The organism is Allocoprococcus similis (assembly GCF_054660775.1).
In genome coordinates this window covers 1-24,931 of sequence record NZ_BAAHSG010000019.1, presented here as the reverse complement: position 1 = coordinate 24,931, position 24,931 = coordinate 1, and the positions used below count along the sequence as shown (strand labels likewise).

The window sequence follows — 24,931 nt, the reverse complement described above, 5'->3', positions numbered from 1 at the left end:
GCTTACTCTTCTCCTTTATGAATTACTTCATCTGCTAATAACATATAACTTTCTGCTCCTGTTGAACGAGGATCATATAAGTTGATTGGTAAACCATGACTTGGGGCCTCTGCAAGTCGTATATTACGTGGAATGATAGTTTTGTAAATTGTCTGATCAAGATTATCTTTTACATTTTCAACAACTTGCAGAGAAAGATTGGTTCTGGCATCATACATGGTAAATACAACACCTTCCATTTCAAGGTTTTCATTCAATCTTTCTTTTACAAGCTCGATTGTTTTAATCAGCTGGCTCAATCCTTCGAGTGCATAGTATTCACATTGTATTGGAACCAATACTGTATCTGCTGTAGTCATTGAATTGATTGTCAGCATACTAAGTGAAGGTGGGCAGTCGATAATGACGTAATCGTAATTACTTCTTATCTTAAGCACCTCATCTCTTAAAATGTATTCTTTGTTCTCGGTATCGAGCAACTCTATTTCGGCGCCAGACAGATCAATGTTTGCGGGAATTACGTCGAGATTTTCAATCGCTTCTTTCTGTAACACCTGATCTATAGTGGCTTCGCCGATTAAAAGATCATATACAGTATAGTCAACATTATCCTTATCTATACCAAGACCACTGGACATATTTCCCTGTGGGTCCATGTCGATTGAGAGAACTTTCTGCCCTTTCGCCGCTAAACACGAGGATAAATTGATCGCTGTTGTAGTTTTTCCAACACCACCCTTTTGGTTGGCAACGGCAATTATTCGTCCCATTGTAATTACCTCCTTTCTAATAGTGTGCAAATATATATGAAGTCTTATTTACATCTAGGTATAATTGTAGCACTAAACTTTATCTAAATCTACTAAATGTTTCACGTGAAACATTTATTTCGGCATTTTTTATAAATAAGGGAATGTTTCACGTGAAACATTCTACATAAAGTGAAATGTAAAAAATGTATGAAAATATTATGATACCAAGGTTAACAGGTCAGAAAGCCGATGCAAGCTTGCTTGCAAGAGGATTTTTGACCTCTTGATCAGTCAAAAACATGAGTAAGTAGCTATTTTTTAAAAGAAAAATGAGCGGATTACGAATTTTTTTGGGAATTGCGAGAGTGCAAGCATGTAGCAATCTGGTATCAAAGGGGTCAAAATACCTTTTGACACCAACCTCATATTATGGATAAAAGAAAATATATTTGGCTATGAGCAACTGAAAAGAGGAGACGAAATGTTTCACGTGAAACATTTTGTCGAAAACCAAGGAACAATAACATGATGTAAATCTTTAAACTGTGAGGAGATTATGGTATACTTATCTATAAGCCGCAAGGTGGAATAATAGACAAAACAGATATTATTTGCGAGTATGATCTTGCTGAATCGGAACAAAAAAGATTCGGAGAAGGGAGCAATTGACAATGAAAAATAAATTGAAAAGTTGCGCGATTTTAGCAACACTTGGTACGATTACAATCCATCTGATAAATAAAACGCTTATAGAAATGGCAACAAAAGACAGTTTGTTAAACTTATCTGAAGGAAATTATTATGACTGGAGATTTGGAAAAATCTATTATAGAAAACAGGGAAATGGTAAACCACTACTGCTTCTTCATGATCTGGATGCAGAAAGCTCTGGCGTAGAATGGAAAAAAGTAGCAGCAATTCTTGCAGAAAAGCATACTGTTTATACCGTGGATCTGCTAGGCTGTGGGCGATCTGAAAAACCAAATATTACTTATACTAATTTCCTTTATGTACAAATGCTGACGGATTTTATTAAACATATCATTGGCGAAAAGGCAGATGTTGTGGCTACAGGAGAATCGGCTGCTATTGCAGTTATGGCATGTGCAAATGATGAAAACGTGATTGGAAAGATCTGTATGGTGAATCCACTGTCACTTACGGAACTTGCAAAATGTCCGAATAAGAGAACCAAGACGCTGAAGTTCCTTATCGAAATACCGATTATTGGTACGCTGCTGTACAACATTATTCATTCAAAAGAAGCGATTGATGAAAAATTTGTGGATAAGTATCTGTACGACGAAGATGCGGTAGATTATCAGATGACGAAGATATATCATGAATCTGCTCATAATGAAAACGCACATTCAAAATATTTGTTTGCAAGCATCAAAGGTGGATATACAAAGACAAATATTTATCATTGCATTCGCAAGGCGACAAATAGTATCTGCATTATCTCTGGACAATATGATGAAAACAGTATTGAAATTGCTAAACAATATCAGAAGCATGTGCCTGCTATAGAATGCATGTGTATAAAGGATACGAAACATCTTCCTCAAATTGAACAACCGGAAGAATTTGCAGAACAGCTGGATATCCTTTTCTCTGCTGAATAATATAAAGTACTTTCAGGTACACAATATAGTCAAATGCGGGATGTACACCGAAGCGTACATCCCGCATTTGGTTATATATGGTTCTTGCCCAACTTTTATGATTATTTAATAACAAAATGTTGGGGTCAAAAATCCTCTTGCAAGCAAACTTGCATCGGCTTTCTGACCTTTTGACCCTGGTATCATAACAAACAGAACTGGTGCTTATTCTGCTCATGAGCACCATGAAAACCGACATGCAACTCTAGAAAATTTCTATGTAAAATGTCTTTCTCTGAAAAACACAACGAAAGGATGATTATTGGGCTTTTTATAAAAATGATCAAGCTAAATGAAAATAAAAAATCAGATTTTAAGCGGGTAAGAAATTGAACTTACCCGCTTTTTTGAAATGAAACAGAAAAACAAATTTCTGGCAGAACTGTATGCGAAATAAAAATGCATTTTTAAAACATACAGAATTGAACTGATAAAAATTGAACATACTACACAACCAAAATTGAACTGCCATAAAAAAGAATTAGTAGCAGAAGGTCGGGATAAAGAAAAAAAGTTCAATTCCACTTGCGGCATATACAGACTACAGGCATGTGCAGCTGTTTATCCATGGATAGGTTCTTTGGAAGGAAGCCCTGCTTTTCGCGGAAACTTCTTCCCTGTAGGTTTGATTTTTTTGATCTTTACAAATGAACGGCTGATATCACTGCCTGGAAGCTGGAATACAACTGGTTTATTTTGTGTACCTCCAAGGACATGTACTGCGGTTTTTGCAGCGGAAAGTTCATTGACAATATCACCGGATTTGTAAGAAATAAAGAATCCACCAACCTTTACATAAGGGAGGCAGTATTCGGATAATGTAGATAAATTGGCCACTGCACGTGAAACACAGAGGTCAAACTGTTCCCTGTAGTCTGCCTGGCGGGCAAAATCTTCTGCTCTGCCGTGGATTGTATGGATATCCGTAAGATTTAACTCTTCAATCACACTGTCAAGGAAACGGATTCTCTTATTTAAAGAGTCAAGCAACGTGATTTTCAGGTGCGGAAAGGCGATTTTTAAAGGAATTCCGGGGAATCCGGCGCCTGTTCCTATATCGATCACGGTTTGAACTTTACTGATATCCAGAGCCTTTACTAATGCAAGGCTGTCGATGAAATGCTTTTCGTTTACTTCTTCGTACTCGGTGATACCGGTGAGATTCATAACCTTGTTCCATTCCACCAGCATTTCGTAATATTTATCAAACTGATTAAACTGGGTATGCGTTAATGCAATACCTAATTCTGCAAGCTGTTGCTCAAATCTTTTACTCATATTGCTCCTTTTTCCCCCTAAAAGTACACATCTTTGCGGAAAATAAACAGTAATTTACACTGTTTTGCACCAAATAGGTACACAATTTATGGAAAGATAGCACCTTCAAGGTACACGATAAAGTGATAATGTTTTTAAATAAATACAATCATGCACCTAAAAGGTATACGAAAAGATGAAATACATACTTTTTACCCTATAAAGTACACGATAAAACCCTTTCTTTGAAAATAGATGTGTACTTTTTGGGTGATGCCCCCAAAAGTACACATCTATATAAAGGGAAAAACAGAAACCAGAAATAATGGATTCTGTAATATCCAAAAAAAGATCAAAATACAGGTCGGGTTATCTGGCGGTCTAATGTCCTAAATATACCAGTAATACAGAAATATCGGCAGGTGAGACACCGGAAATACGGGATGCCTGACCGATGGAAAGCGGTCGGAACTGCTTTAATTTCTGCACAGCTTCGATTCGCAGGCTCGGAACTGCATCGTAATCGATATCTGCCGGTATTTTCCTGGTTTCAAGCTTTTTAAACTGTTCTACCTGTTTTAACTGGCGCTTGATATAGCCTTCATATTTGATGTTGATATCAATTTGTTCCATAATCTCCCGGCTGAAGCTTTCTGTCCGCATATGATCGATAGGTTCCAGAAGCTCGTAATTCAGCTCAGGACGCTTAATAAGCTCAGCAAGTGTAGATCCTGAAGTAAGAGGTGTACTGCCGCAATTTGTGAGAAAATCCGTGATTTCCCGGGAAGTTCCAACGTTGGTATGTTCAAGCCTGTGGATCTCTTTGCGGATGATTTCTTCTTTGTCTAACAACATCTGGTATCTCTCATCTGAAATAAGCCCTATTTTGTGTCCTATTTCGGTTAGTCTCTGATCGGCGTTGTCCTGGCGCAGGAGTAACCGGTATTCGGCACGTGAAGTCATCATACGATATGGTTCGTGGCTTTCTTTTGTAACCAGATCATCGATCAGAACACCGATATAAGCCTGGGAACGGTCTAAAATTAACTGCTCTCTTCCAAGAACCTCCAGTGCGGCATTGATTCCGGCAATAAGTCCCTGAGCGGCGGCTTCTTCATATCCTGAACTTCCGTTGAACTGACCGCCGCTGAACAAACCATGAATAGATTTGAACTCAAGCGTCGGATGAAGCTGCCTTGCGTCGATACAGTCATATTCAATAGCGTATGCGTTTTTAACTATTTTTGCATGTTCAAGTCCTGGGACACTTCTGTACATTTCATATTGAACATCTTCGGGAAGTGAACTTGACATTCCGCCAATGTACATTTCGTTGGTCTCCAGACCTTCTGGTTCAATGAATACCTGATGCCGTTCTTTATCGGCGAATTTTACGATTTTGTCCTCGATAGACGGACAATAACGTGGACCGGTGCCTTCGATCATACCGGAATAAAGAGGGGAACGATCCAGGTTTTTACGGATGATCTCATGGGTTGTCGGATTGGTATAGGTAAGCCAGCAGGAAGTCTGCTCAATCTGCACATCTTCCGGATTTGTTGTGAACGAAAAAGGTACAACCCTTTCGTCGCCGAACTGCTCTTCCATTTTACTGAAATCAATGCTGCGCTTGTCGATACGTGCCGGTGTACCGGTTTTGAAGCGGTACATCTTAATACCAAGCTCCTTCAGACAATCGGTCAGATAATTTGCTGCCTGCAGCCCGTTTGGACCGGTATGTGTGCTGACATCACCGTAAATGCATCTTGCCTTCAGGTAGGTTCCGGTACACAGTACAACGGCCTTGCAGCGGTATATAGCGCCAGAATAGGTCTGAACGCCCGTTACAGAACTATCTTCCACAAGGATATTGACGACTTCGCCCTGCCGGATCTCCAGGTTCTCCTGGTTTTCCAGCGTCTGTCGCATGGTATTGCTGTATTTGTTCTTATCTGCCTGGGCGCGCAGGGAATGAACGGCAGGTCCTTTAGATTTATTCAGCATCTTTGACTGAATAAATGTCTTGTCGATGTTCTTTCCCATTTCACCGCCGAGCGCATCCAGCTCACGTACCAGGTGTCCCTTTGAGGTACCGCCGATATTCGGGTTGCATGGCATCATGGCGATACTTTCCACACTTACGGTGAAAACAATCGTTTTCAGGCCGAGTCTTGCGCAGGCAAGGGCAGCTTCGCAGCCGGCATGTCCTGCACCAACTACAACGATGTCGTATGCGTCTTTATTTTCCCATACAGAATTTGCTGAATATTTCATTTACTAAATCTTCTCCTATCGTTTCTCCGGTAATGCTTCCCAGAGATTCATATGCATCCATTAAGTCAATTGTGAAAAAGTCTTCCGGCATCTGGTTTTCAATGCTCTCTGCTACCTTTTTCAGGCTGGAAAGTGCATCGGCAAGAGCTGTTTTGTGCCGGATATTGGTGATATAAACCTCATCGTTAAATGAGATATCACCGTGATAAAACATCTCTTTTAAAGTAGATTCCAGTTCGTGGATCCCAGTCTCCTCTTTTGCGGAAATATCGATCATTGGCTTAGTTATCAACGTTTCTAATGCCTTTTTGTCAACAACTGTGGATAAGTCGCTCTTATTCAGCAGGATCACTGCTTTCTTATCCCGGATCATTTCGATGATCTCGTGATCATTTTCATCAAGAGGTCTGGATGCGTCGACCACATAGATGATCAGATCGGCTTTTTCCGCATTTTCTTTTGCTTTATCCACACCGATCTTCTCTACGATATCAGAGGTATCGCGGATTCCGGCGGTATCCATGATGTTTAAAGATACGCCCTGAAGCTGGATATTTTCCTCCAGAACATCTCTTGTGGTTCCGGCAATCTCAGTTACGATCGCCTTTTCTTCGCCAACCAGAACGTTCATCAGAGAGGATTTCCCGGCGTTCGGTTTCCCGACGATTACCGTTTTGATGCCTTCTTTGATGATACGTCCGTCATCGGCAGTATCCAGAAGACGCTGGATTTTCTGCTGCAGATCCTTTACGACGCCCAGAAGGCTGTCACCATATCCGTCTACGCTGATATGCTCTGGATCATCCAGTGCGCTTTCGATAAATGCGGTATGGTAAAGGATTACTTCACGGATCTCTTTGATCTTATTGTGGACAGAGCCTTTCAACTGGTTTACAGAGCTTTGTAGTGCATAGTCATTCTTGGAGCTGATGATATCGATCACGGCTTCGGCCTGTGACAGATCCATCCGGCCGTTCAGAAAAGCCCTTTTGGAAAATTCACCGGGTTCAGCAGGCCTTGCACCGTATTTGATCACGGTCTCAAGGATCTTTCTTGTGACAAATACACCGCCGTGACAGTCGATTTCCACAGTATCTTCACCGGTGTAGCTGTGCGGTCCACGCATTAAAAGAACCAGCACTTCATCAATCGTCTGCTCTCCGTCCATGATATAGCCATAGTGAATGGTATGGCTTTTTTGTTCGGACAGAAGCTTCGGGCTTTTGCCTTTGTAAATCTTGTCAATAATAGAAAACGCATCTTCTCCGCTGAGACGCACGATTCCGATTCCGGAATTAGTCATTGCTGTGGAGATTGCTGCGATTGTGTCTGTTTTAAATCCCATTATATTGCTTCCTTCTATATATTTGTAATAAATGCGATGCTACCATTTTACCCCGAATGCAGTCAAAATGGAAGTGCCTATTGTGAAGAATGTGCTTTTACAAAGGCGAATGTATCATAGATAAAATGTGTATCCCCCTGGTGTGAAGCAGCAAAGTGACTGACCTGGGAATAAATAGTAACAGATGAATTGCAGAGATGATGGCAGCAAAAAACCGCAGCCATCAAATGACTGCGGTTTACTGTAAAAAATTCTGTTATAACGGTGCACGTACCATATTTGCCAGACCAATTAACATTAACGGCGGTTCGGTGTTACAACAACACGTCTGTATGGTTCTTCGCCTTCGCTGTGAGTAGAAACTCTGTCATCAGCCTGCAGAGCGGAATGGATGATTCTTCTTTCATAAGGATTCATCGGTTCCAGTGAGATCGGCTTTCTGCTTCGTTTTACTTTGTAAGCGATATTCTTTGCGAGATTTTCAAGAGTCTGTTTTCTTCTCTTGCGGTAGTCTTCTGTGTCGAGTTTGACACGTACATAACCATCCTGTGATTTGTTAGCTACACGGTTGGTGAGGTACTGGAGAGAATCCAGTGTCTGTCCACGCTTACCGATCAGGATTCCCATGTTTTCGCCGTTCATCTCGATTGCAAGAGCACCTTCTTCATCGATGGAGGATACGATATTTACTTCGCCCATTCCCATTGCCTGAAGTACTTCCTGTAAGAATTTCTCACAGATCTTCTGTGTCTCTTCGGTTACAACGGCTACATGAAGCTCTTTCTTCTCTTCCTGAACCGGAGCTGCTGCTGTTACGGCAGAGACTGTTTCTGTTTTGTTTTCTTTTACAAATTCTTTCTTAGGTTCTTTCTTGAAGTCCTTTTTCGAATCTTTTTTGTATTCTTTGTACTCTTTACGTTCTTTGTGTCCGCCAAAATCCTTGCGGTCTTTTTTGAATTCCTTCTTGAATTCTTTTTTGATCTCTTCCGGTTTGATTTCTTCGGCTTTGATCTCTTCTGTTACAGATTTTTTGATACGGGCACGGATAACTGCCTGACGGCTTCCGATTCCGAGGAAACCTGCGCTTCCTTTTTCGATAACATCATATTCCATCTGGTCGCTTGCTACACCGAGCTGGATAGAAGCTTCTGTGATGGCATCATCTAAAGTTTTTGCTGATACTGTAATCTCATTCATTTGACTTGTCCCCCTATTTCTGGCCTTCGTTAAAGCGCTTTACAAGGTTTGCTTTGTCTGCAAGGCTTCCTGCCTTTGCATTTTCATTTTTCTTTTTCGCTTCTTCAAGCTTTTCTTCAAGTTCTTTTGTCTGAGCAGCTGATCTTACAGGCTCGTGAATATTCTTTACGTTCTTGTGAGCCATTTTATTTACATTGCTTGCATCAACTTCTTTTTTGTTTTTACGCTTTTCAGCAGCTTTTTCCATGTTCTCCTTGATCAGTTCGTCCATTGGAATCTTGTTCAGATGTTTGTTGATGAAATACTGCTGTACCATACGGACAACGGCACTGACAACCCAGTAGATTCCAAGACCTGTAGGTAATGTGAAGCACATAAATACAGATACAAGCGGAAGCGTTACGTTCATGGACTTCATAGTAGCAGCCATCTGGTCTGCCTGCGGATTGTTGGTTGTAGCTGTTGTCTGCTGAGAAAGTTTAACACTTAAGTACTGTGACAGACCGGAAAGGATCGGGATCAGGACTGCCATGATCACAATTCCCCATGTTCCGGCTTTGACACCGGTACTGATGAGGTTCATAGGTGTCTCTGCGATATTAAGTCCAAGGAAGTTGTTCATGGACTTTAATGTATTAACAGTGCTGTCGATGGTAGTCTGCAGATCCGGAAGCTTCTTGCCAAGGGTATCCCATGTTGAAGTCTGGAATTTGTAGAGTACGTCGATCAGTACATTCTTATCAGAGTAGTCATATTTGGAGGCAGACATCAGGATCGGTTTCGCTTCTCCGATCTTTTCCATAACTTTCTGCCATCCGTCCTGAGCCATGATTGAGGTAACAAGAGGTGTGTAGACGTCTTTTACCTGTGTTACATAAGCCGGGATATTACGGATTACATAGTACATCGCCCACAGGATTGGGAACTGGATGAACATACTTAAGCATCCGCCGGTTGGTGATACTCCGTATTTTTCATATACTAACTGTGTTTCTTCCTGCATCTTCTGCATGGAAGCCTGATCATTTTTTCCTTTGTACTTCTGCTGAACCTTCTGAAGCTCAGGGTTCATTGCAGCGGACATTTTGGAAAATTTCTGCTGTTTGATTGTAAGCGGCATGAGTAAAGTATAGATGACGATTGTCAAAAGGATAATACAAATACCCAGGTTGTGAATGCCGACTAAATCCATTACCCGGTAAATACCGTTCATGATCTTACCGAGTACCCAGGCAGCCTGTCCGATGATCGGTGTGCTGACCTGTGTCATTAAAATACCTGTCATAACCTTTCCTCCATTAACATTTCCGCCCCGGTGTTTGGACGGCTCGTAGGTTAGTTAAGGCACCGGATCATATCCACCTTTTGCGAATGGATTACATCTTAAGATCCTCCATACGGTCAGAAGGCCTCCTTTAAATGCCCCATATTTTTCAATTGCCTCCAGCGCATATTCTGAGCAGGTGGGAATGTAAATGCAATGGGTATATACCTTCATAGGTGATAAATACTTTCTGTAAAAACGAATCAAATATAGTAATATCTTTTTCATAATTTCAGTGCCTCGTTGTGTATATCCGTCTTCTCGATATACTGAACTGACTAAACGCAGTCCGAATAAATGTGATGAAGTTTGCCCAGATGGATGAGAGCGCTTTCGATCTCATGGTATGACCGGTCTTTGGCGGTCGTCCTTGCGATGATCACGATATCATATCCACATTGGAACTGTTCTTCGTGTAACCTGTAACTCTCACGGATCAGCCGTGTTAAATGATGTCTTATGATGCTGTTCCCAACTTTTTTGCTGACGGAAATTCCGACGCGGTTGCGTCCGAGATCATTCGCCAGGAGATACATTACAAGGTACTTGTTGCCATAAGGTTTTCCCTTTCTGTATACAGACTGGAAATCCCTGTTTTTCTTCAATGATTCGGAAAATTTCATGCTTTATTCTCCCGATTTACATAAATTTGCATAGAAGAAAAGGCCACATATATGTGACCTATGCTGATAATACTTTTCTTCCTTTTGCTCTTCTTGCTGCAAGAACTTTTCTTCCACCTGCTGTGGCCATTCTTGCTCTGAATCCATGAACTTTCGCTCTGGAACGTTTCTTTGGCTGGAATGTCATCTTCATTGATATCCACCTCCTATCGATTCCTTCTTATATGAATAGAAGCTTATTTACGTTTTTAAGACATCGTACTTCATTATAATCAAAAAAGCTGTCTCCGTCAAGCAGTTTTAATAAAGTTTCGATCCTTATTTTAAGGAAATTATGAATAAGTTTACGGTTTTTGATTGATTCTGAAATCATTTTAAGGTAGAATATAAGAGTATGATTATGCTTATTTTGAAGATGAATGGGGCAGGAACATGGACGTCATAAAAGAAAAATGGGAAGAGATCATTCAAAAGCTGAAAGTAGAATATTTTCTATCGAACATTTCTTTTGAAACGTGGATACGCCCGCTGGAGGTATATGAGATCAGAGGCAACACCCTGTATCTTACCGTTAATTTTAAGGCGAGCATCGAACACATTCAGAATAAATATCTTCTTCCGCTTAAAGTATGTATCGCGGAAGTTACCGGGACAGAGTATCAGATCAAGTTTATTCCGAGAGATCTGCCGCGCGAGCAGCAGCGCAGATATCTGGAGGAGACTGTGCCCGTAAAAGAGAAGACACATAAGCATAAAGCGGTAAGCCCGATAGCTGAAAAAGCGAATCTGAATCCGAAGTATACGTTTGATACCTTTGTGGTAGGAGGGAATAATAATTTTGCACATGCCGCATCATTGGCAGTTGCCGAATCTCCCGGTGAGGTTTACAATCCTCTGTTTTTATATGGCGGGGTAGGACTTGGCAAGACTCATCTGATGCATTCGATCGCACACTACATACTGGACCGGGAACCATCGAAGAAAGTCCTGTATGTGACAAGTGAGACATTTACCAATGACCTGATCACGGCGATCCGCAACGGAAAGACCGGCAACGATCTGGCGATGAATGCATTCCGCGATAAGTACCGCAACAATGACGTACTTCTGATCGATGACGTACAGTTCATTATCGGCAAAGAAAGTACACAGGAAGAATTTTTCCATACGTTCAATCATCTGCACAACTCCGGAAAGCAGATCGTCATTTCCAGTGATAAACCACCGAAGGATATGACGACACTGGAGGCGCGTCTGCGGACAAGGTTTGAATGGGGACTGATCGCAGATATTTCGGTGCCGGATTACGAGACACGTATGGCGATTCTTTATAAGAAAATAGAACTGGACCAACTGGAAAGATATCAGATTCCGGATGAGGTGATCCAGTATATTGCGATGAACATCAAGACCAATATCCGGGAGCTGGAAGGCTCACTTAACAAGCTGATTGCATTATACCGGATCGGTGGAAGAAAGAACTTTGATGTTTCTCTGGCGGCAGAGGCATTGAAGGATATGATCGCACCGGACGAGAGCCGCAAGGTGACGCCGGAGCTGGTTCTGGATGTTGTCTCTGATCATTTCAACGTTTCTGTTTCCGAACTGAAAGGCAGCCGGAGGAATGCGAGAACGGCAGGAACCAGACAGATCGTGATGTATCTGTGCAGACAGATGACGGATGCATCTCTTCAGAGGATCGGCGATCTGCTCGGAGGGCGTGACCATTCCACTGTGAACCATGGTGTGGACAAGATTGCCCGGGATGTGGAAAAAGATGAAGCCTTAAGAAACACGATCGAGATCATTCAGAAAAAGATCAGCCCGCTGTAGAAAAGTTTTCCATGATCTGCCAGGGAAGAAAAAGGACTGTCCACGGACTTGTCAAAGCCTTAAATCCTTTCATATTAAGGTCTTAAAGTACTTGTCCGCAATTCAACAGATACTACTAAGATAACTACGGATTTGTTTTATATAAATATATATTTTGCGCGTCGAAAGGAGTTTTACACATTATGAAAATCAGATGTCTTAAATCAGATCTTGTGAAAGGGGTCAGCATTGTATCAAAGGCTGTTCCGACAAAGACAACCATGCCGATCCTGGAATGCATTCTGATAGATGCAACTACAGATATTATCAAACTTACAGCAAACGATATGGAGCTTGGGATCGAGACTGTGATCAGAGGTCAGATCGACGAGAAGGGAATGATCGCACTGGATGCGAGAATTTTCTCTGACATCGTAAGAAAGCTTCCTGATAATGAAATCGTGATCGAAAGTGAAGCAAACCTTCAGACGCTCATTACCTGTGAAAAAGCGAAATTCAATATCTCCGGCAAATCCGGCGAAGATTTTTCTTATCTGCCATATATTGAGAGAGAGAATCCGGTTGTCATTTCCCAGTTCACACTGAAGGAAGTGATCCGCCAGACCATTTTCTCAATTGCAGATAATGACAGCAACAAGTTGATGACAGGAGAGCTTTTCGATATGAACGGAGATCTTCTGAAAGTGGTATCCCTTGACGGACACCGTATTTCCATCCGCAAGATCGAGCTGAAGGAATCTTATGAACCGAAGAAGATCGTGGTTCCGGGAAAGACTCTGATCGAAGTCAGCAAGATCCTGTCAGGCGAAGCGGACAGCGAAGTGAGACTGTATTTCACAGCCAACCACATTGTATTTGAATTTGATGATACAGTTGTGGTATCCAGACTGATCGAAGGTGAATATTTCCGTATCGAGCAGATGCTGTCCAATGATTATGAGACAAAGGTAAGAATCAATAAAAGAGAACTTCTGAACTGTATTGACCGTGCGACACTTCTTGTAAAAGAAGGCGATAAAAAACCGATCATCATCAATATCCAGGATGAAATGATGGAACTTAAGATCAAGTCACAGATGGGTACGATGGATGAAGAGATTCTGATCACCAAAGAAGGAAAAGACCTTCTGATCGGCTTCAATCCGAAGTTCCTGATCGACGCACTTCGTGTCATCGATGATGAAGAAGTAGATCTTTACTTTATGAACGCAAAAGCTCCTTGCTTTATCAAGGATGAAGGAGAAAGCTATGTATACCTGATCCTTCCGGTAAACTTCAGCGGAGCAGTATAGGAATTTAGAGAGGACAAAAATTATGGAGACAATCAAACTCAGAGACGAATTTATCAAGCTTGGCCAGGCACTGAAGGCGGCAGGTCTTGTAGGATCCGGTGTGGAAGCAAAGGAAGTCATTACCGAAGGTCTGGTAAAAGTGAACGGAGAAGTAGATACCAGACGTGGTAAAAAATTATACGACGGTGACGTTGTCACATTTAACGGAGAAGAGATCAAGATTGAAAAATAGGCTGGCGCAGGTATGATTATCAAATCATTAAAGTTAAAAGATTACAGAAATTATGAAATATTGAATATTGAATTTGATCATGCCACGAATATTTTTTACGGTGATAATGCGCAGGGCAAGACGAATATCCTGGAAGGGGTGTATCTGTCAGGAACCACAAAGTCTCACAGGGGGACGAAGGACCGGGATCTGATCCGGTTCGGGCAGGATGAAGCTCATATCGAGACGGTTATCGAGAAAAATGGTGTTCCATGGCAGATTGACATGCACCTGAAGAAGAACAGTCCGAAGGGAATCGCGATCAACAAGGTTCCGATCCGGAGGGCGAGTGAGCTTTTTGGACTGACGAATTTTGTGTTTTTCTCGCCGGAGGATCTGAACATTATTAAAAATGGTCCGGCGGAGAGGAGAAGGTTCATGGACCTGGAGCTTTCACAGCTCGACAAGGTGTATTTAAGTGACCTGGCAAATTATAACCGTACACTTAATCAGCGGAACCGTCTGCTGAAGGATACCTATTACAGAGATGACATACTGGATACGCTGGATGTGTGGGATATGCAGCTGGTTCAGTATGGAGAAAAGATTATTCAGAGAAGGATCCGGTTTATTGAGGAGGTCAATGCGATAATCGGAGACATTCACCATAAACTGACGGGAGGCAGGGAAAGGATCAGCCTTTCGTATGAGCCTGGATGCGGAGCACTTTCGCTTGAGGCGGCGCTTGAGAAGAACAGGGAGCGCGATATCAGGATGAAGAGTACCTCGGTGGGACCTCACCGGGACGACATCTGTTTTATGGCAGGAGGGATCGACATCCGCAGATTTGGATCGCAGGGGCAGCAGAGGACAGCGGCACTTTCGCTGAAACTGTCTGAGATCGAGCTGGTACGGCAGATCATAAAGGATACGCCGGTGCTGCTGCTTGACGATGTATTGTCTGAACTTGACAAACACAGGCAAAACTATTTACTGGACAGTATTCATGATATACAGACTCTGATCACCTGTACGGGACTTGACGAGTTTGTCAATCATCGATTTTCAATAAATAAAGTATTTCATGTTCAGAACGGACATGTATCAAAAGAGAATTAGGAGGATCAATATGAGTGCAGAATATGGAGCAGACCAAATCCAGATACTGGAAGGGCTGGAAGCAGTAAGAAAGAGACCTGGTATGTATATCGGCAGTACATCTTCAAGAGGACTTCACCATCTTGTCTATGAGATTGTTGACAACTCGGTGGATGAAGCGCTTGCAGGATACTGTGATCATATCCAGGTGTTCATCAATCCGGATAATTCAATTACGGTTATAGATAACGGACGTGGTATTCCGGTGGGGATCAATCACAAAGCAGGACTCCCTGCGGTAGAGGTTGTATTTACCGTGCTTCATGCCGGCGGTAAATTCGGCGGTGGAGGATACAAGGTATCCGGTGGACTTCACGGAGTAGGAGCTTCCGTTGTAAACGCACTTTCTGACTGGCTTGAAGTTGAGATCTGCCACGAAGGAAAGGTATACAGACAGAGATATGAAAAAGGACATGTTGTTTACAAGCTGAAGGTTGTAGACGAATGTGATCCGGAAAAGACAGGAACCAAGGTAACCTTCCTTCCGGACGAAACCATTTTTGAAGATACAGTATTTGATTATGATGTGTTAAAACAGAGATTCCGTGAGATGGCGTTCCTTACCAAGGGACTTCGCATCAGCCTGACTGATCTTCGGGATGAAGAACCGAAGGAAAGAGTTTTCCACTATGAAGGCGGTATCAAGGAGTTTGTCCAGTACTTAAATCGCAGCAAGACTCCGCTTTACGAGCAGATCATCTACTGTGAAGGAACAAAAGATAACGTAGAAGTTGAAGTTGCTATGCAGCACAACGATTCTTATACAGATAACACCTATGGTTTTGTAAATAATATCACAACACCGGAAGGCGGAACCCATGTAGTCGGCTTTAGAAATGCCATTACAAAAACATTTAACGACTACGCAAGAAAGAACAAATTATTAAAGGACAGCGAGCCGAATCTTTCCGGAGAGGATATCAGAGAAGGTCTGACTGCGATCATCAGTGTCAAGATCGAGGATCCTCAGTTTGAAGGACAGACCAAGCAGAAGCTGGGAAACAGTGAAGCGAGAGGCGCGGTTGACAGTATCGTCAGCAGCCAGCTTCAGATCTTTCTGGAACAGAATCCTGCTATTGGAAAATCTATTGTTGAGAAGTCTGTCATGGCACAGAGAGCAAGAGAGGCAGCCAGAAAGGCGAGAGATCTTACCAGAAGAAAATCCGCGTTGGAAGGCATGTCACTTCCTGGAAAGCTTGCAGACTGTTCTGACAAGGATCCGTCCAAGTGCGAGATCTACATCGTAGAGGGAGACTCTGCGGGAGGTTCTGCGAAGACAGCCCGTGACAGAGCAACCCAGGCGATCCTGCCGCTTCGTGGAAAGATCCTGAATGTTGAGAAGGCAAGACTGGATAAGATCTATGGCAATGCCGAGATCAAGGCGATGATTACGGCGTTTGGTACCGGAATCCATGACGACTTCGATATTTCCAAACTGAGATATCACAAGATCATCATCATGACCGATGCCGATGTCGATGGAGCACACATCAGTACCCTGCTTCTGACTTTCCTCTATCGTTTCATGCCAGAACTGATCAAGCAGGGTTATGTATATCTGGCACAGCCACCGCTTTATAAGCTGGAGAAGAATAAAAAAGTCTGGTATGCATACAGCGATGAAGAGCTGGCGAAGATCATCAGCGAAGTCGGACGTGATCAGAACAATAAGATTCAGCGATACAAAGGTCTGGGTGAGATGGACGCAGAGCAGTTATGGGATACCACAATGGACCCGCAGCATCGAATCTTGAGAAGAGTGACAATGGACGATGAGACATCTTCCGAACTGGATCTTACCTTTACAACCCTGATGGGAGATAAAGTAGAACCAAGACGAGAATTTATCGAAGAGAATGCAAAATTTGTTAAGAACTTAGATATATAGGAGAAAACCAATGGAAGATAATATTTTTGATAAAGTTCATGAAGTGGATATGAAAAAAACCATGGAAGAGTTCTATATCGATTATGCCATGAGTGTTATTGCTTCTCGTGCGCTTCCGGATGTAAGAGACGGTCTGAAACCTGTTCAGAGACGTATTCTTTATTCGATGATCGAGCTGAACAACGGTCCTGACAAACCGCACCGTAAATGTGCGCGTATCGTCGGTGATACCATGGGTAAATATCACCCGCATGGTGACAGTTCTATTTACGGAGCCCTCGTTAATATGGCACAGGACTGGTCTACCCGCTACATTCTTGTAGACGGTCACGGCAACTTTGGTTCTGTGGACGGTGACGGTGCTGCCGCAATGCGATATACCGAAGCAAGACTTAGTAAGATCTCGATGGAAATGACAGCGGATATCAACAAAGACACCGTTGATTTTGCACCGAACTTTGATGAGACAGAAAAAGAACCGACCGTACTTCCGGCAAGATTCCCGAACCTTCTGGTAAATGGAACATCCGGCATCGCGGTAGGTATGGCAACCAATATTCCGCCGCACAACTTGAGAGAAGTCATTGGTGCGGTTGTGAAAATCATTGATGACCAGATCGAAGATAAAGATGAGACTACGATCGAAGAGATCATGGAGATCATCAAAGGACCTGACTTTCCGACGGGAGCAACCATCCTTGGAACAAGAGGGATCGAGGAGGCTTACCGTACAGGACGCGGAAAGATCCGTGTACGTGCGGTATCCAATATCGAGCCAATGGCAAACGGAAAGCACAGAATCGTTGTAACCGAGCTTCCGTACATGGTCAATAAAGCCCGTCTGATCGAGAAGATCGCGGAGCTTGTAAGAGATAAGAAGATCGATGGAATCACAGACCTGAGCGACCAGTCAAGCCGTGAAGGTATGCGTGTTTGCATCGAACTGAGAAGAGATGTGAACCCGAATGTCGTTCTGAACCAGCTTTACAAGCATACACAGCTTCAGGATACATTTGGTGTGATCATGCTTGCATTGGTCAATAATGAGCCGAAGGTTATGAGCCTTCTGGAAATCCTGAACCATTATCTGAAACATCAGGAAGACGTTGTGACCAGACGTACCAAATACGAACTGAATAAGGCGGAAGAACGTGCACACATCTTGGAAGGTCTGCTGATCGCACTGGATAACATTGATGAAGTCATTAAGATCATCCGTGGATCCAAGACGGTGCAGATCGCAAAGACAGAGTTGATGAGCCGCTTTAACTTAAGTGATGCGCAGTCCCAGGCAATCGTAGATATGCGTCTGAGAGCTCTGACCGGTCTGGAAAGAGAGAAGCTGGAAGCAGAGTATGCAGAGCTTGAGAAGAAGATTGCAGAATATAAGGCAATCCTTGCAGACAGAAAGCTTCTGCTTGGTGTCATCAAGAAAGAAATCCTTGTGATTTCTGAAAAATACGGAGATGACAGAAGAACAGCCATCGGATTTGATGAATACGACATTTCCACAGAGGATCTGATTCCGAGAGAAGATGTGGTGATCACCATGACAAAGATGGGATACATTAAGAGAATGAGCAACGATACCTTCAAGAGCCAGAACCGTGGCGGTAAGGGTATCAAGGGTATGCAGACTCTGGATGAAGACTATGTAGAAGAGCTGTTCATGACCAATACACACCAGTACATTATGTTCTTTACCAATACCGGACGCTGTTATCGCCTGAAAGGATATGAGATTCCGGAAGCAGGAAGAACTTCCCGTGGTACAGCGATCATCAACATCCTTCAGCTTCAGCCGGATGAGAAGATCACTGCCATGATTCCGATCAAGGAATTCAAAGAAGGAGATTATCTGTTCATGGCAACCAAGAAAGGTCTTGTGAAGAAGACCCCGATCCTGGATTACGCAAATGTAAGAAAGACAGGACTTGCCGCAATTACACTCCGCGAGGATGATGAACTGATCGAGGTTAAGATCACAGACAACGAAAGAGATGTTGTTCTTGTAACCCAGTATGGACAGTGCATCCGTTTCCATGAATCTGACGTACGTTCAACCGGAAGAACCTCTATGGGTGTTCGTGGTATGAATTTAAGTGACCGGGACGAAGTGGTTGCAATGCAGCTTGATGTGCAGGGTGAAGAGCTTCTGATCGTATCTGAAAAGGGTATGGGCAAGAGAACCCGTATGGAAGAATTCACAGCTCAGAACCGTGGCGGAAAAGGTGTGAAGTGTTATAAGATCACAGAGAAGACCGGTAATGTAGTCGGCGCGAAGGCAGTCAATTCAGATGATGAGATCATGATCATCAATACAGACGGTATCGTGATCCGTATGGAATGTGCAGGCATCTCCGTACTTGGAAGAATCACATCTGGTGTCAAGCTGATCAATCTGAAGGAACATGAAGAAGTTGCAAGTATTGCAAAGGTGCGTAAGGCTTCTCGTGAACTGGAGGAGAATGCAGAAGAGACAGCGGAAGAAGCAAATGCAGAAGAAACTGCTGAGACGGCTGTAGAAGAGCAGACAGAAGAATAAAAATCTGAGCGAAAGTAGAAATACAGAAGCAGGATAAATCATAAAGAGACTGGACAGAGGATATGCAAATGCCTTGTCTGGTCTCTTGCTTTGTTTTGTGAGGCTGCATGGAAAGAAAATGTTATGGTATGTCTTACATTTGCTCTGGTAAAAGCCAAATTTTTAATATGGAAAACAAAGAAGCCCGGAAACGCTGCGACAAACAGGCATTTCCGGGCTTCGTAGAGGGGCTGGATTATTATTTTGCCAGACTTTAAATATTCTGGCAGGCGCGTGCATCTTACTGTGCAACAGCTCCAAGTCTCTTGCGGATTTCAGGACCGATGATCATAGCGATCACCATCTTGATCAGGTCCGCCGGGATAAATGGAATGACACATACTGCAAGAGCAGCGGATACAGTGTAACCTGCCTGAACACAGAACCATGCAGTTCCGAATGCATAGCAGATGGCAGTTCCGATGATCATTCCAAGAATCTGGATCCATCTCTGGCTGAATTTGTCAATTACGATACCGGCAATGATTGCCATTGGGATGAAACCAATGATGTATCCGCCGGTTGGTCCGGCAAGTTTTCCCAGTCCTCCGGTAAATCCGGAAAATACAGGAAGTCCGACGAGCCCGAGGAGAAGGTAAATGATATAGCTGACCGTTCCTTTCTTCCAGTCCAGAAGATAAAGCGCCAGATAAATTGCAAAGTTGGTAAGTGAAATCGGCACCGGTCCGATCGGGATGGAAAGCGGTGCAAGAATGCAGGTGACAGCGGTCATAAGAGCTGTTACCGCCATTGCATAAGTATTGGTTGTACGAAGTGTCTGTGTGTTTCCCTGAGTCATGTTATGTACTCTCCTTTTAGAATGTTAATAATGTAATTGGATTGTTCCATTGCTATACAATTCCGGCAATCCTTGAACACCTCGAACGCCCATAAAATAAAGTATTCACATTATTTTAATTCATCCTTGGTGTTCAGCGTGTCAATAAATTAAGCAGATTCGATCTCGTAAGTAAAACCGGCATCCGTAATCGCCTGGATCGTATCTTTGATTCCCTGACCGTCCGCAGTAAGATAACCGGAAGCAAAAATGGAATCTACAACGCTGAGAAGTTTTTTCTCTTCGCCTTTGAAATAAACCTCGCGTCCGGCAGCGCAGCGGATATCGGACTGCGGAACCAGAAGTCTTGCAAGGCAGAGAACTTTCATGCAATACTCAGTCGTGAGTCCGGAGATATCAGCGTCACCGAGAGGAGTTCCCGGAATCGGCAGTAGGAAGTTGATCGGCAGGGCTTCCGGCTGAATCTCGCGAAGTTCCAGAAGCATATCTACGACATCTTCTTTACTTTCACCCATTCCGATGATTCCGCCACTGCAGATCTCGAATCCAAGTCTCTGAAGCATCTTGATATTCTGAACGCGCTGTTCAAATGTATGGGTAGAGCAGATGTGGCTGTAATAAGCCCGGCTGCTGTTCAGATTGTGGTTGATCCGGTCAAGCCCGGCCTCTTTCAGCATCAGAGCCTGCTTTTCAGTAAGAAAGCCGATGGAGCAGCAGAGATGCGTTCCCTCTTCTTTCATCTTGCGGATCTTAGAAGCAAGTTCTTCAATCTCTTCATCGGTAAATTTCATACCGCTTAGTCCGATACAGTGTCTGGACAGATGATGTTCATTTACAAAATCATTGTCTTTATATAATTTTTCATCGGCTACCCATTTATATTTATCGATATCGGCCTTTGAACGACAGGATTGTGCACAGTAAGCGCAGTCCTGGGAGCAGTTGCCGCTACGGGCATTGGTAAGAATATGAATACTTACATGATTGCCCTTGTATTTTCTGCGCAGTTTTTCAGCTTGTGCAATGAGCTGGTCGAGTTCTTCGTCCGGTGTATTCAGGATTGCAATTGCATCTTCTCGTGAAAGCACCGGATCTGTAGTTGTTTCGATTTCAGAAATCATAAGTAAACCTTCCTTGGTAAAAAATATCAAATACATTTCACACTTTACCATGCAAAAGAAAGAATGTCAACTTAAAATTTTATAAGGTTAACAATAGAGACGATACAGGTTTATTTGAAGATGATTACATTGCAGATGAAAAAAAACCATAGTATAATAAAAACAGATTAAGACAAATGCAGGAGGAAAAACCAATGCGTACAGTGAACGTGGAAGAGATTTCAAAGAATATCAAAGAAATGTGCATTGAAGCGAACCATTTTCTCTCAAAGGATATGGATATTGCGATGAAAAATGCAGTTTCAACAGAGAAGTCTCCACTTGGGAAAAAGATTTTAAGCCAGCTTCAGGACAACCTGAAGATCGCAGGAGAAGATATGATCCCGATCTGCCAGGATACAGGTATGGCAGTTGTATTTCTTGAGATCGGACAGGATGTGCATTTTGAAGGTGGAGACCTTGAAGATGCGGTCAATGAAGGAATCCGTCGCGGATATGTCGATGGATATCTGAGAAAATCCGTTGTCAAAGATCCGATTCTCAGAGAGAATACAAAAGATAATACACCGGGAATCATTCATTATAAAATCGTTCCGGGCGATCAGGTGAAGATCAAGGTTGCACCGAAAGGTTTTGGAAGTGAGAATATGAGCCGTGTGTTTATGCTGAAACCGGCAGATGGAATCGAAGGAGTAAAAGAAGCAGTTCTTACGGCAGTGAAAGATGCCGGACCGAATGCCTGTCCTCCGATGGTTGTCGGCGTGGGAATCGGCGGCACATTTGAAAAATGTGCACTGATGGCAAAAGAAGCACTTACAAGAGAGGTAGGAAGCCATTCAGACATTCCATATGTAAAAGAACTGGAAGAAGAATTACTGGAGCGGATCAACAAGATTGGAATCGGACCGGGCGGACTTGGGGGAAGTACAACCGCACTGGCTGTCAATGTCAACACTTATCCGACTCATATTGCCGGACTTCCGGTAGCGGTAAATATTTGCTGTCATGTTAACCGCCATGTGATCCGTACTATTTAATTTACCGGGGAATCCCGAAAAGACTTTCTGTGCCGAAGATATGTACTCGCGTGAAGATGAAGCATGTTACAAAGGGTTTCTGCCGGTGAGAGGATGTGTAATATTTAAAGAAAAATGAAAAGAGGACAATTATGAATACAAATGTAGATGTAGACGCAATGCGAAAAGATGCGGTTGAGATTTTCCAGAAAGGGTTTGCCTGTTCAGAGTCGGTGATCTATGCGATCAAAAAGGGCTTTGATCTTGAAATGTCAGATGATGCGATCGCTATGTCATCCGGATTCCCGTGGGGACTCGGAGATGGTGGCTGTATTTGCGGCGCACTTGCTGGCGGAACGATGTGTATTGGCTATTTCTTCGGAAGAAGAACGCCGGGAGATGATGCATTTTTAAAATGTCAGAGACTGACAAAAGAGCTTCACGATGCGTTTAAAGAATACTGCGGAGCTACATGTTGTCGTGTGCTTACAAGAGGGAAAGAAAAGAATTCTCCGGAGAGAAAAGCACAGTGCATCAGTTTTGTGGAATTTACAGTGGGAAAATTAGCTGAAATTATTTTAAGAGAATTATAAGACTCCTGTTGGCAGTTAAAAACGCCGCAGCAGAATACAGAAAAAGAATCAGGAAGGAAAAGGATATGGAAAGACATATTACAGTTCCTGTAGTAAAGGAAGAAATACAGGATTTAAGAGCAGGAGACTATGTATATCTTACGGGAGTTATTTATACCGCCCGTGATGCTGCTCATAAAAGAATGGATGAAGCACTTTCGGAAGGAAAGGAGCTTCCGCTTGATATTAAGAATCAGATGATTTATTATATGGGACCATCTCCGGCGAGGGAAGGAAGACCGATCGGCTCGGCAGGACCGACAACAGCAAGCAGAATGGACAAATATGCACCACGCCTTCTGGATCTGGGACTTGGCGGAATGATAGGAAAAGGGAAAAGAAGCCAGGCTGTCCGGGATGCGATCGTGAGAAATAAAGCAGTTTATTTTGCAGCAGTCGGAGGAGCAGGAGCACTCCTTTCAAAATGTATCAAAAAAGCAGATGTGATCGCATATGATGATCTCGGCACAGAAGCGATCCGCCGTCTGGAGATCGAAGACCTTCCGGCAATTGTTGTGATCGACTCCGAGGGCAATAATTTATACGAGACAGCCGTAAAAGAGTATGCGGAGGAATAGAGAATGAATTGTGTGAAAAGAATTGCACTTATGGTAATTCGGAATATTCTGCTTGTTCCGTTTATGTGGTGCAAGCTGTGTTACTATGCCGCACATGTAGACAAGTATCCGGAGATCACTCGGTATAAGCTTCTGAAATATATTGTCAAAAGAGCCAATAAAGGTGGAAATGTAACAATCGAAGCATATGAAAAAGAAAATATCCCCAAAGAGGGAGGGTTTATGTTTTTCCCGAATCATCAAGGGCTTTATGATGTACTCGCAATTGTTGATGCCTGCCCGCGCCCGTTTTCAGTGGTGGCAAAAAAAGAAGTGGAAAATGTTCCGCTTCTCAAGCAGACATTTAAATGTATGAAGGCCTACATGATCGACCGCGAAGATATCCGCCAGTCTATGCAGGTGATCATGGATGTTACAGAAGAAGTAAAGAAAGGAAGAAACTATCTGATCTTTGCAGAAGGAACCCGCTCAAAGATGGGAAACAAGCTTCTTGAGTTTAAAGGTGGAAGCTTCAAGGCGGCAACAAAAGCGAAATGCCCGATCATACCGATTGCGTTGATTGATTCTTTTAAACCGTTTGATACAAATAGTATTGCACCGGTAACGGTACAGGTACATTTTCTGGAACCGATTTATTATGAAGAATATCAGAATATGAAGACAACAGAGATCGCAAAAGAAGTAAAAAGAAGAATAGAAGAAACCATATCTGAATATGAACCAAAGGAAGTATAAAATATAGATAAGGTAAAAAGGGACAGACTCTTTGCTAGATATAGTGAAAAAGAGCCTGTTTCTTCTATATATAGATAAATAGAAAACAAACTCAAAAAAAGAAAAAAATAATCGAAAAAACCGTTGACAGAAAGAGGGTTCTTAGGTATAATTATCAATGCGCTGTGAAGTTACATTAAAAGTATGTAAACGCACAGTTAAATACAGACCTTGGATCGGGCTGAGGAGAAATACTCAAGAGGCCGAAGAGGCGCCCCTGCTAAGGGTGTAGGTCGGGCAACCGGCGCGAGGGTTCGAATCCCTCTTTCTCCGTTTTGTTTGAAAATAACTTCTGAAAAAACTTCAAAAAAGTTGTTGACAGACAAGAAGATATATGATAATATATCAGAGTTGCTGCTTGAGAGATTTCAAAAAAGCATCAAAAAATAATTTAAAAAAGTTGTTGACAAACATGAGACACTTTGATATAATATAAAAGCTGTCGCATGAAACGGCAACAACAAAAAAGAACATTGATAACTGAACAATAGACAACAAACCCTGAAAATTCTTTAAAGAGATTTTTCAAGAACGGACATCGAAAGATGTCAAACCAGAACAGTAAACAGGAACGAAATTGCTAGCAGTGATTTTGAACTGGATACAAAC

22 protein-coding genes and 1 tRNA gene are annotated in these 24,931 nt (G+C 42.7%); 12 read left to right on the top strand and 11 right to left on the bottom strand.

From position 1 onward, the window contains the following. Positions 1–2 precede the first annotated feature (2 nt). Positions 3–770 carry a ParA family protein gene (locus tag ACYQ5K_RS10065; protein ID WP_173688221.1) on the bottom strand — a complete coding sequence of 256 codons (768 nt, stop codon included), beginning with the start codon at positions 768–770 and terminating at the stop codon, positions 3–5. 653 nt (positions 771–1,423) lie between these two features. On the opposite strand from ACYQ5K_RS10065, the gene ACYQ5K_RS10060 reads away from it, so the two are divergent. Then, positions 1,424–2,377 (top strand): alpha/beta fold hydrolase, encoded by a 954-nt coding sequence (locus tag ACYQ5K_RS10060; protein WP_243868775.1) that lies wholly within the window; start codon positions 1,424–1,426, stop codon positions 2,375–2,377. A gap of 600 nt (positions 2,378–2,977) precedes the next feature. Here the strand turns inward: ACYQ5K_RS10060 and rsmG are convergent. The 8 genes from rsmG to rpmH form a co-directional block, all read right to left on the bottom strand. Further along, positions 2,978–3,694 (bottom strand): 16S rRNA (guanine(527)-N(7))-methyltransferase RsmG, encoded by a 717-nt coding sequence (gene rsmG / locus ACYQ5K_RS10055; RefSeq protein ID WP_173688219.1) that lies wholly within the window; start codon positions 3,692–3,694, stop codon positions 2,978–2,980. 360 nt (positions 3,695–4,054) lie between these two features. After that, on the bottom strand, positions 4,055–5,947 hold the full coding sequence (gene mnmG / locus ACYQ5K_RS10050; protein WP_173688218.1) for a tRNA uridine-5-carboxymethylaminomethyl(34) synthesis enzyme MnmG: 1,893 nt from the start codon (positions 5,945–5,947) through the stop codon (positions 4,055–4,057). Then, positions 5,913–7,292 (bottom strand): tRNA uridine-5-carboxymethylaminomethyl(34) synthesis GTPase MnmE, encoded by a 1,380-nt coding sequence (gene mnmE, locus ACYQ5K_RS10045; protein ID WP_173688217.1) that lies wholly within the window; start codon positions 7,290–7,292, stop codon positions 5,913–5,915. Before mnmE ends, mnmG begins: the two co-directional genes overlap by 35 nt. Before the next feature lie 297 nt (positions 7,293–7,589). Beyond that, positions 7,590–8,489 (bottom strand): RNA-binding cell elongation regulator Jag/EloR, encoded by a 900-nt coding sequence (gene jag, locus ACYQ5K_RS10040; RefSeq protein ID WP_173688216.1) that lies wholly within the window; start codon positions 8,487–8,489, stop codon positions 7,590–7,592. Between the two features lie 13 nt (positions 8,490–8,502). Beyond that, positions 8,503–9,774 (bottom strand): YidC/Oxa1 family membrane protein insertase, encoded by a 1,272-nt coding sequence (locus tag ACYQ5K_RS10035; RefSeq protein WP_173688215.1) that lies wholly within the window; start codon positions 9,772–9,774, stop codon positions 8,503–8,505. Between the two features lie 54 nt (positions 9,775–9,828). After that, positions 9,829–10,041, bottom strand: coding sequence for a membrane protein insertion efficiency factor YidD (yidD, locus tag ACYQ5K_RS10030; RefSeq protein WP_008371384.1), 213 nt, complete (start codon positions 10,039–10,041; stop codon positions 9,829–9,831). Positions 10,042–10,091: 50 nt separating this feature from the next. Then, a complete protein-coding gene (gene rnpA / locus ACYQ5K_RS10025) occupies positions 10,092–10,436 on the bottom strand; it encodes a ribonuclease P protein component (RefSeq protein WP_173688214.1) in 345 nt (114 codons plus the stop codon). Positions 10,437–10,494: 58 nt separating this feature from the next. Beyond that, complete coding sequence (gene rpmH / locus ACYQ5K_RS10020; RefSeq protein ID WP_022220244.1) at positions 10,495–10,629, bottom strand: 50S ribosomal protein L34; 135 nt, start codon at positions 10,627–10,629, stop codon at positions 10,495–10,497. Between the two features lie 239 nt (positions 10,630–10,868). On the opposite strand from rpmH, the gene dnaA reads away from it, so the two are divergent. From dnaA to gyrA, 6 genes are all read left to right on the top strand, one after another. Continuing rightward, positions 10,869–12,269, top strand: coding sequence for a chromosomal replication initiator protein DnaA (gene dnaA, locus ACYQ5K_RS10015; RefSeq protein ID WP_459777527.1), 1,401 nt, complete (start codon positions 10,869–10,871; stop codon positions 12,267–12,269). A gap of 182 nt (positions 12,270–12,451) precedes the next feature. Further along, positions 12,452–13,561 carry a DNA polymerase III subunit beta gene (gene dnaN / locus ACYQ5K_RS10010; protein WP_173688212.1) on the top strand — a complete coding sequence of 370 codons (1,110 nt, stop codon included), beginning with the start codon at positions 12,452–12,454 and terminating at the stop codon, positions 13,559–13,561. 22 nt (positions 13,562–13,583) lie between these two features. After that, a complete protein-coding gene (locus ACYQ5K_RS10005; protein ID WP_022220243.1) occupies positions 13,584–13,793 on the top strand; it encodes an RNA-binding S4 domain-containing protein in 210 nt (69 codons plus the stop codon). A gap of 12 nt (positions 13,794–13,805) precedes the next feature. Beyond that, positions 13,806–14,891 (top strand): DNA replication/repair protein RecF, encoded by a 1,086-nt coding sequence (recF, locus tag ACYQ5K_RS10000; RefSeq protein ID WP_173688211.1) that lies wholly within the window; start codon positions 13,806–13,808, stop codon positions 14,889–14,891. 10 nt (positions 14,892–14,901) lie between these two features. Further along, positions 14,902–16,818: a DNA topoisomerase (ATP-hydrolyzing) subunit B gene (gene gyrB, locus ACYQ5K_RS09995; RefSeq protein ID WP_173688210.1), complete on the top strand. Its 1,917-nt coding sequence runs from the start codon at positions 14,902–14,904 to the stop codon at positions 16,816–16,818. A gap of 10 nt (positions 16,819–16,828) precedes the next feature. Beyond that, the gene (gene gyrA / locus ACYQ5K_RS09990; protein WP_173688209.1) at positions 16,829–19,363 is read left to right on the top strand and encodes a DNA gyrase subunit A; all 2,535 of its coding nucleotides are present in this window, start codon (positions 16,829–16,831) and stop codon (positions 19,361–19,363) included. A gap of 280 nt (positions 19,364–19,643) precedes the next feature. Here gyrA and ACYQ5K_RS09985 read toward each other — a convergent pair whose 3' ends face one another. Both ACYQ5K_RS09985 and bioB read right to left on the bottom strand, forming a co-directional pair. After that, positions 19,644–20,201: a biotin transporter BioY gene (locus ACYQ5K_RS09985; RefSeq protein ID WP_173688208.1), complete on the bottom strand. Its 558-nt coding sequence runs from the start codon at positions 20,199–20,201 to the stop codon at positions 19,644–19,646. Between the two features lie 149 nt (positions 20,202–20,350). Next, positions 20,351–21,322 (bottom strand): biotin synthase BioB, encoded by a 972-nt coding sequence (gene bioB, locus ACYQ5K_RS09980; protein ID WP_459777526.1) that lies wholly within the window; start codon positions 21,320–21,322, stop codon positions 20,351–20,353. Positions 21,323–21,516: 194 nt separating this feature from the next. Between bioB and ACYQ5K_RS09975 the strand changes: the two genes are divergently transcribed. The 5 genes from ACYQ5K_RS09975 (at position 21,517) to ACYQ5K_RS09955 (ending at position 24,595) form a co-directional block, all read left to right on the top strand. Beyond that, the gene (locus ACYQ5K_RS09975) at positions 21,517–22,359 is read left to right on the top strand and encodes a fumarate hydratase (protein ID WP_173688206.1); all 843 of its coding nucleotides are present in this window, start codon (positions 21,517–21,519) and stop codon (positions 22,357–22,359) included. A 131-nt stretch (positions 22,360–22,490) separates the two neighbouring features. Beyond that, the gene (locus ACYQ5K_RS09970) at positions 22,491–22,931 is read left to right on the top strand and encodes a C-GCAxxG-C-C family protein (RefSeq protein WP_173688205.1); all 441 of its coding nucleotides are present in this window, start codon (positions 22,491–22,493) and stop codon (positions 22,929–22,931) included. A 65-nt stretch (positions 22,932–22,996) separates the two neighbouring features. Further along, on the top strand, positions 22,997–23,548 hold the full coding sequence (locus ACYQ5K_RS09965) for a Fe-S-containing hydro-lyase (protein WP_173688204.1): 552 nt from the start codon (positions 22,997–22,999) through the stop codon (positions 23,546–23,548). 12 nt (positions 23,549–23,560) lie between these two features. Then, the gene (locus ACYQ5K_RS09960) at positions 23,561–24,283 is read left to right on the top strand and encodes a lysophospholipid acyltransferase family protein (protein ID WP_459777540.1); all 723 of its coding nucleotides are present in this window, start codon (positions 23,561–23,563) and stop codon (positions 24,281–24,283) included. A 224-nt stretch (positions 24,284–24,507) separates the two neighbouring features. Beyond that, positions 24,508–24,595, top strand: a tRNA-Ser gene (locus tag ACYQ5K_RS09955). Positions 24,596–24,931: the final 336 nt, after the last annotated feature.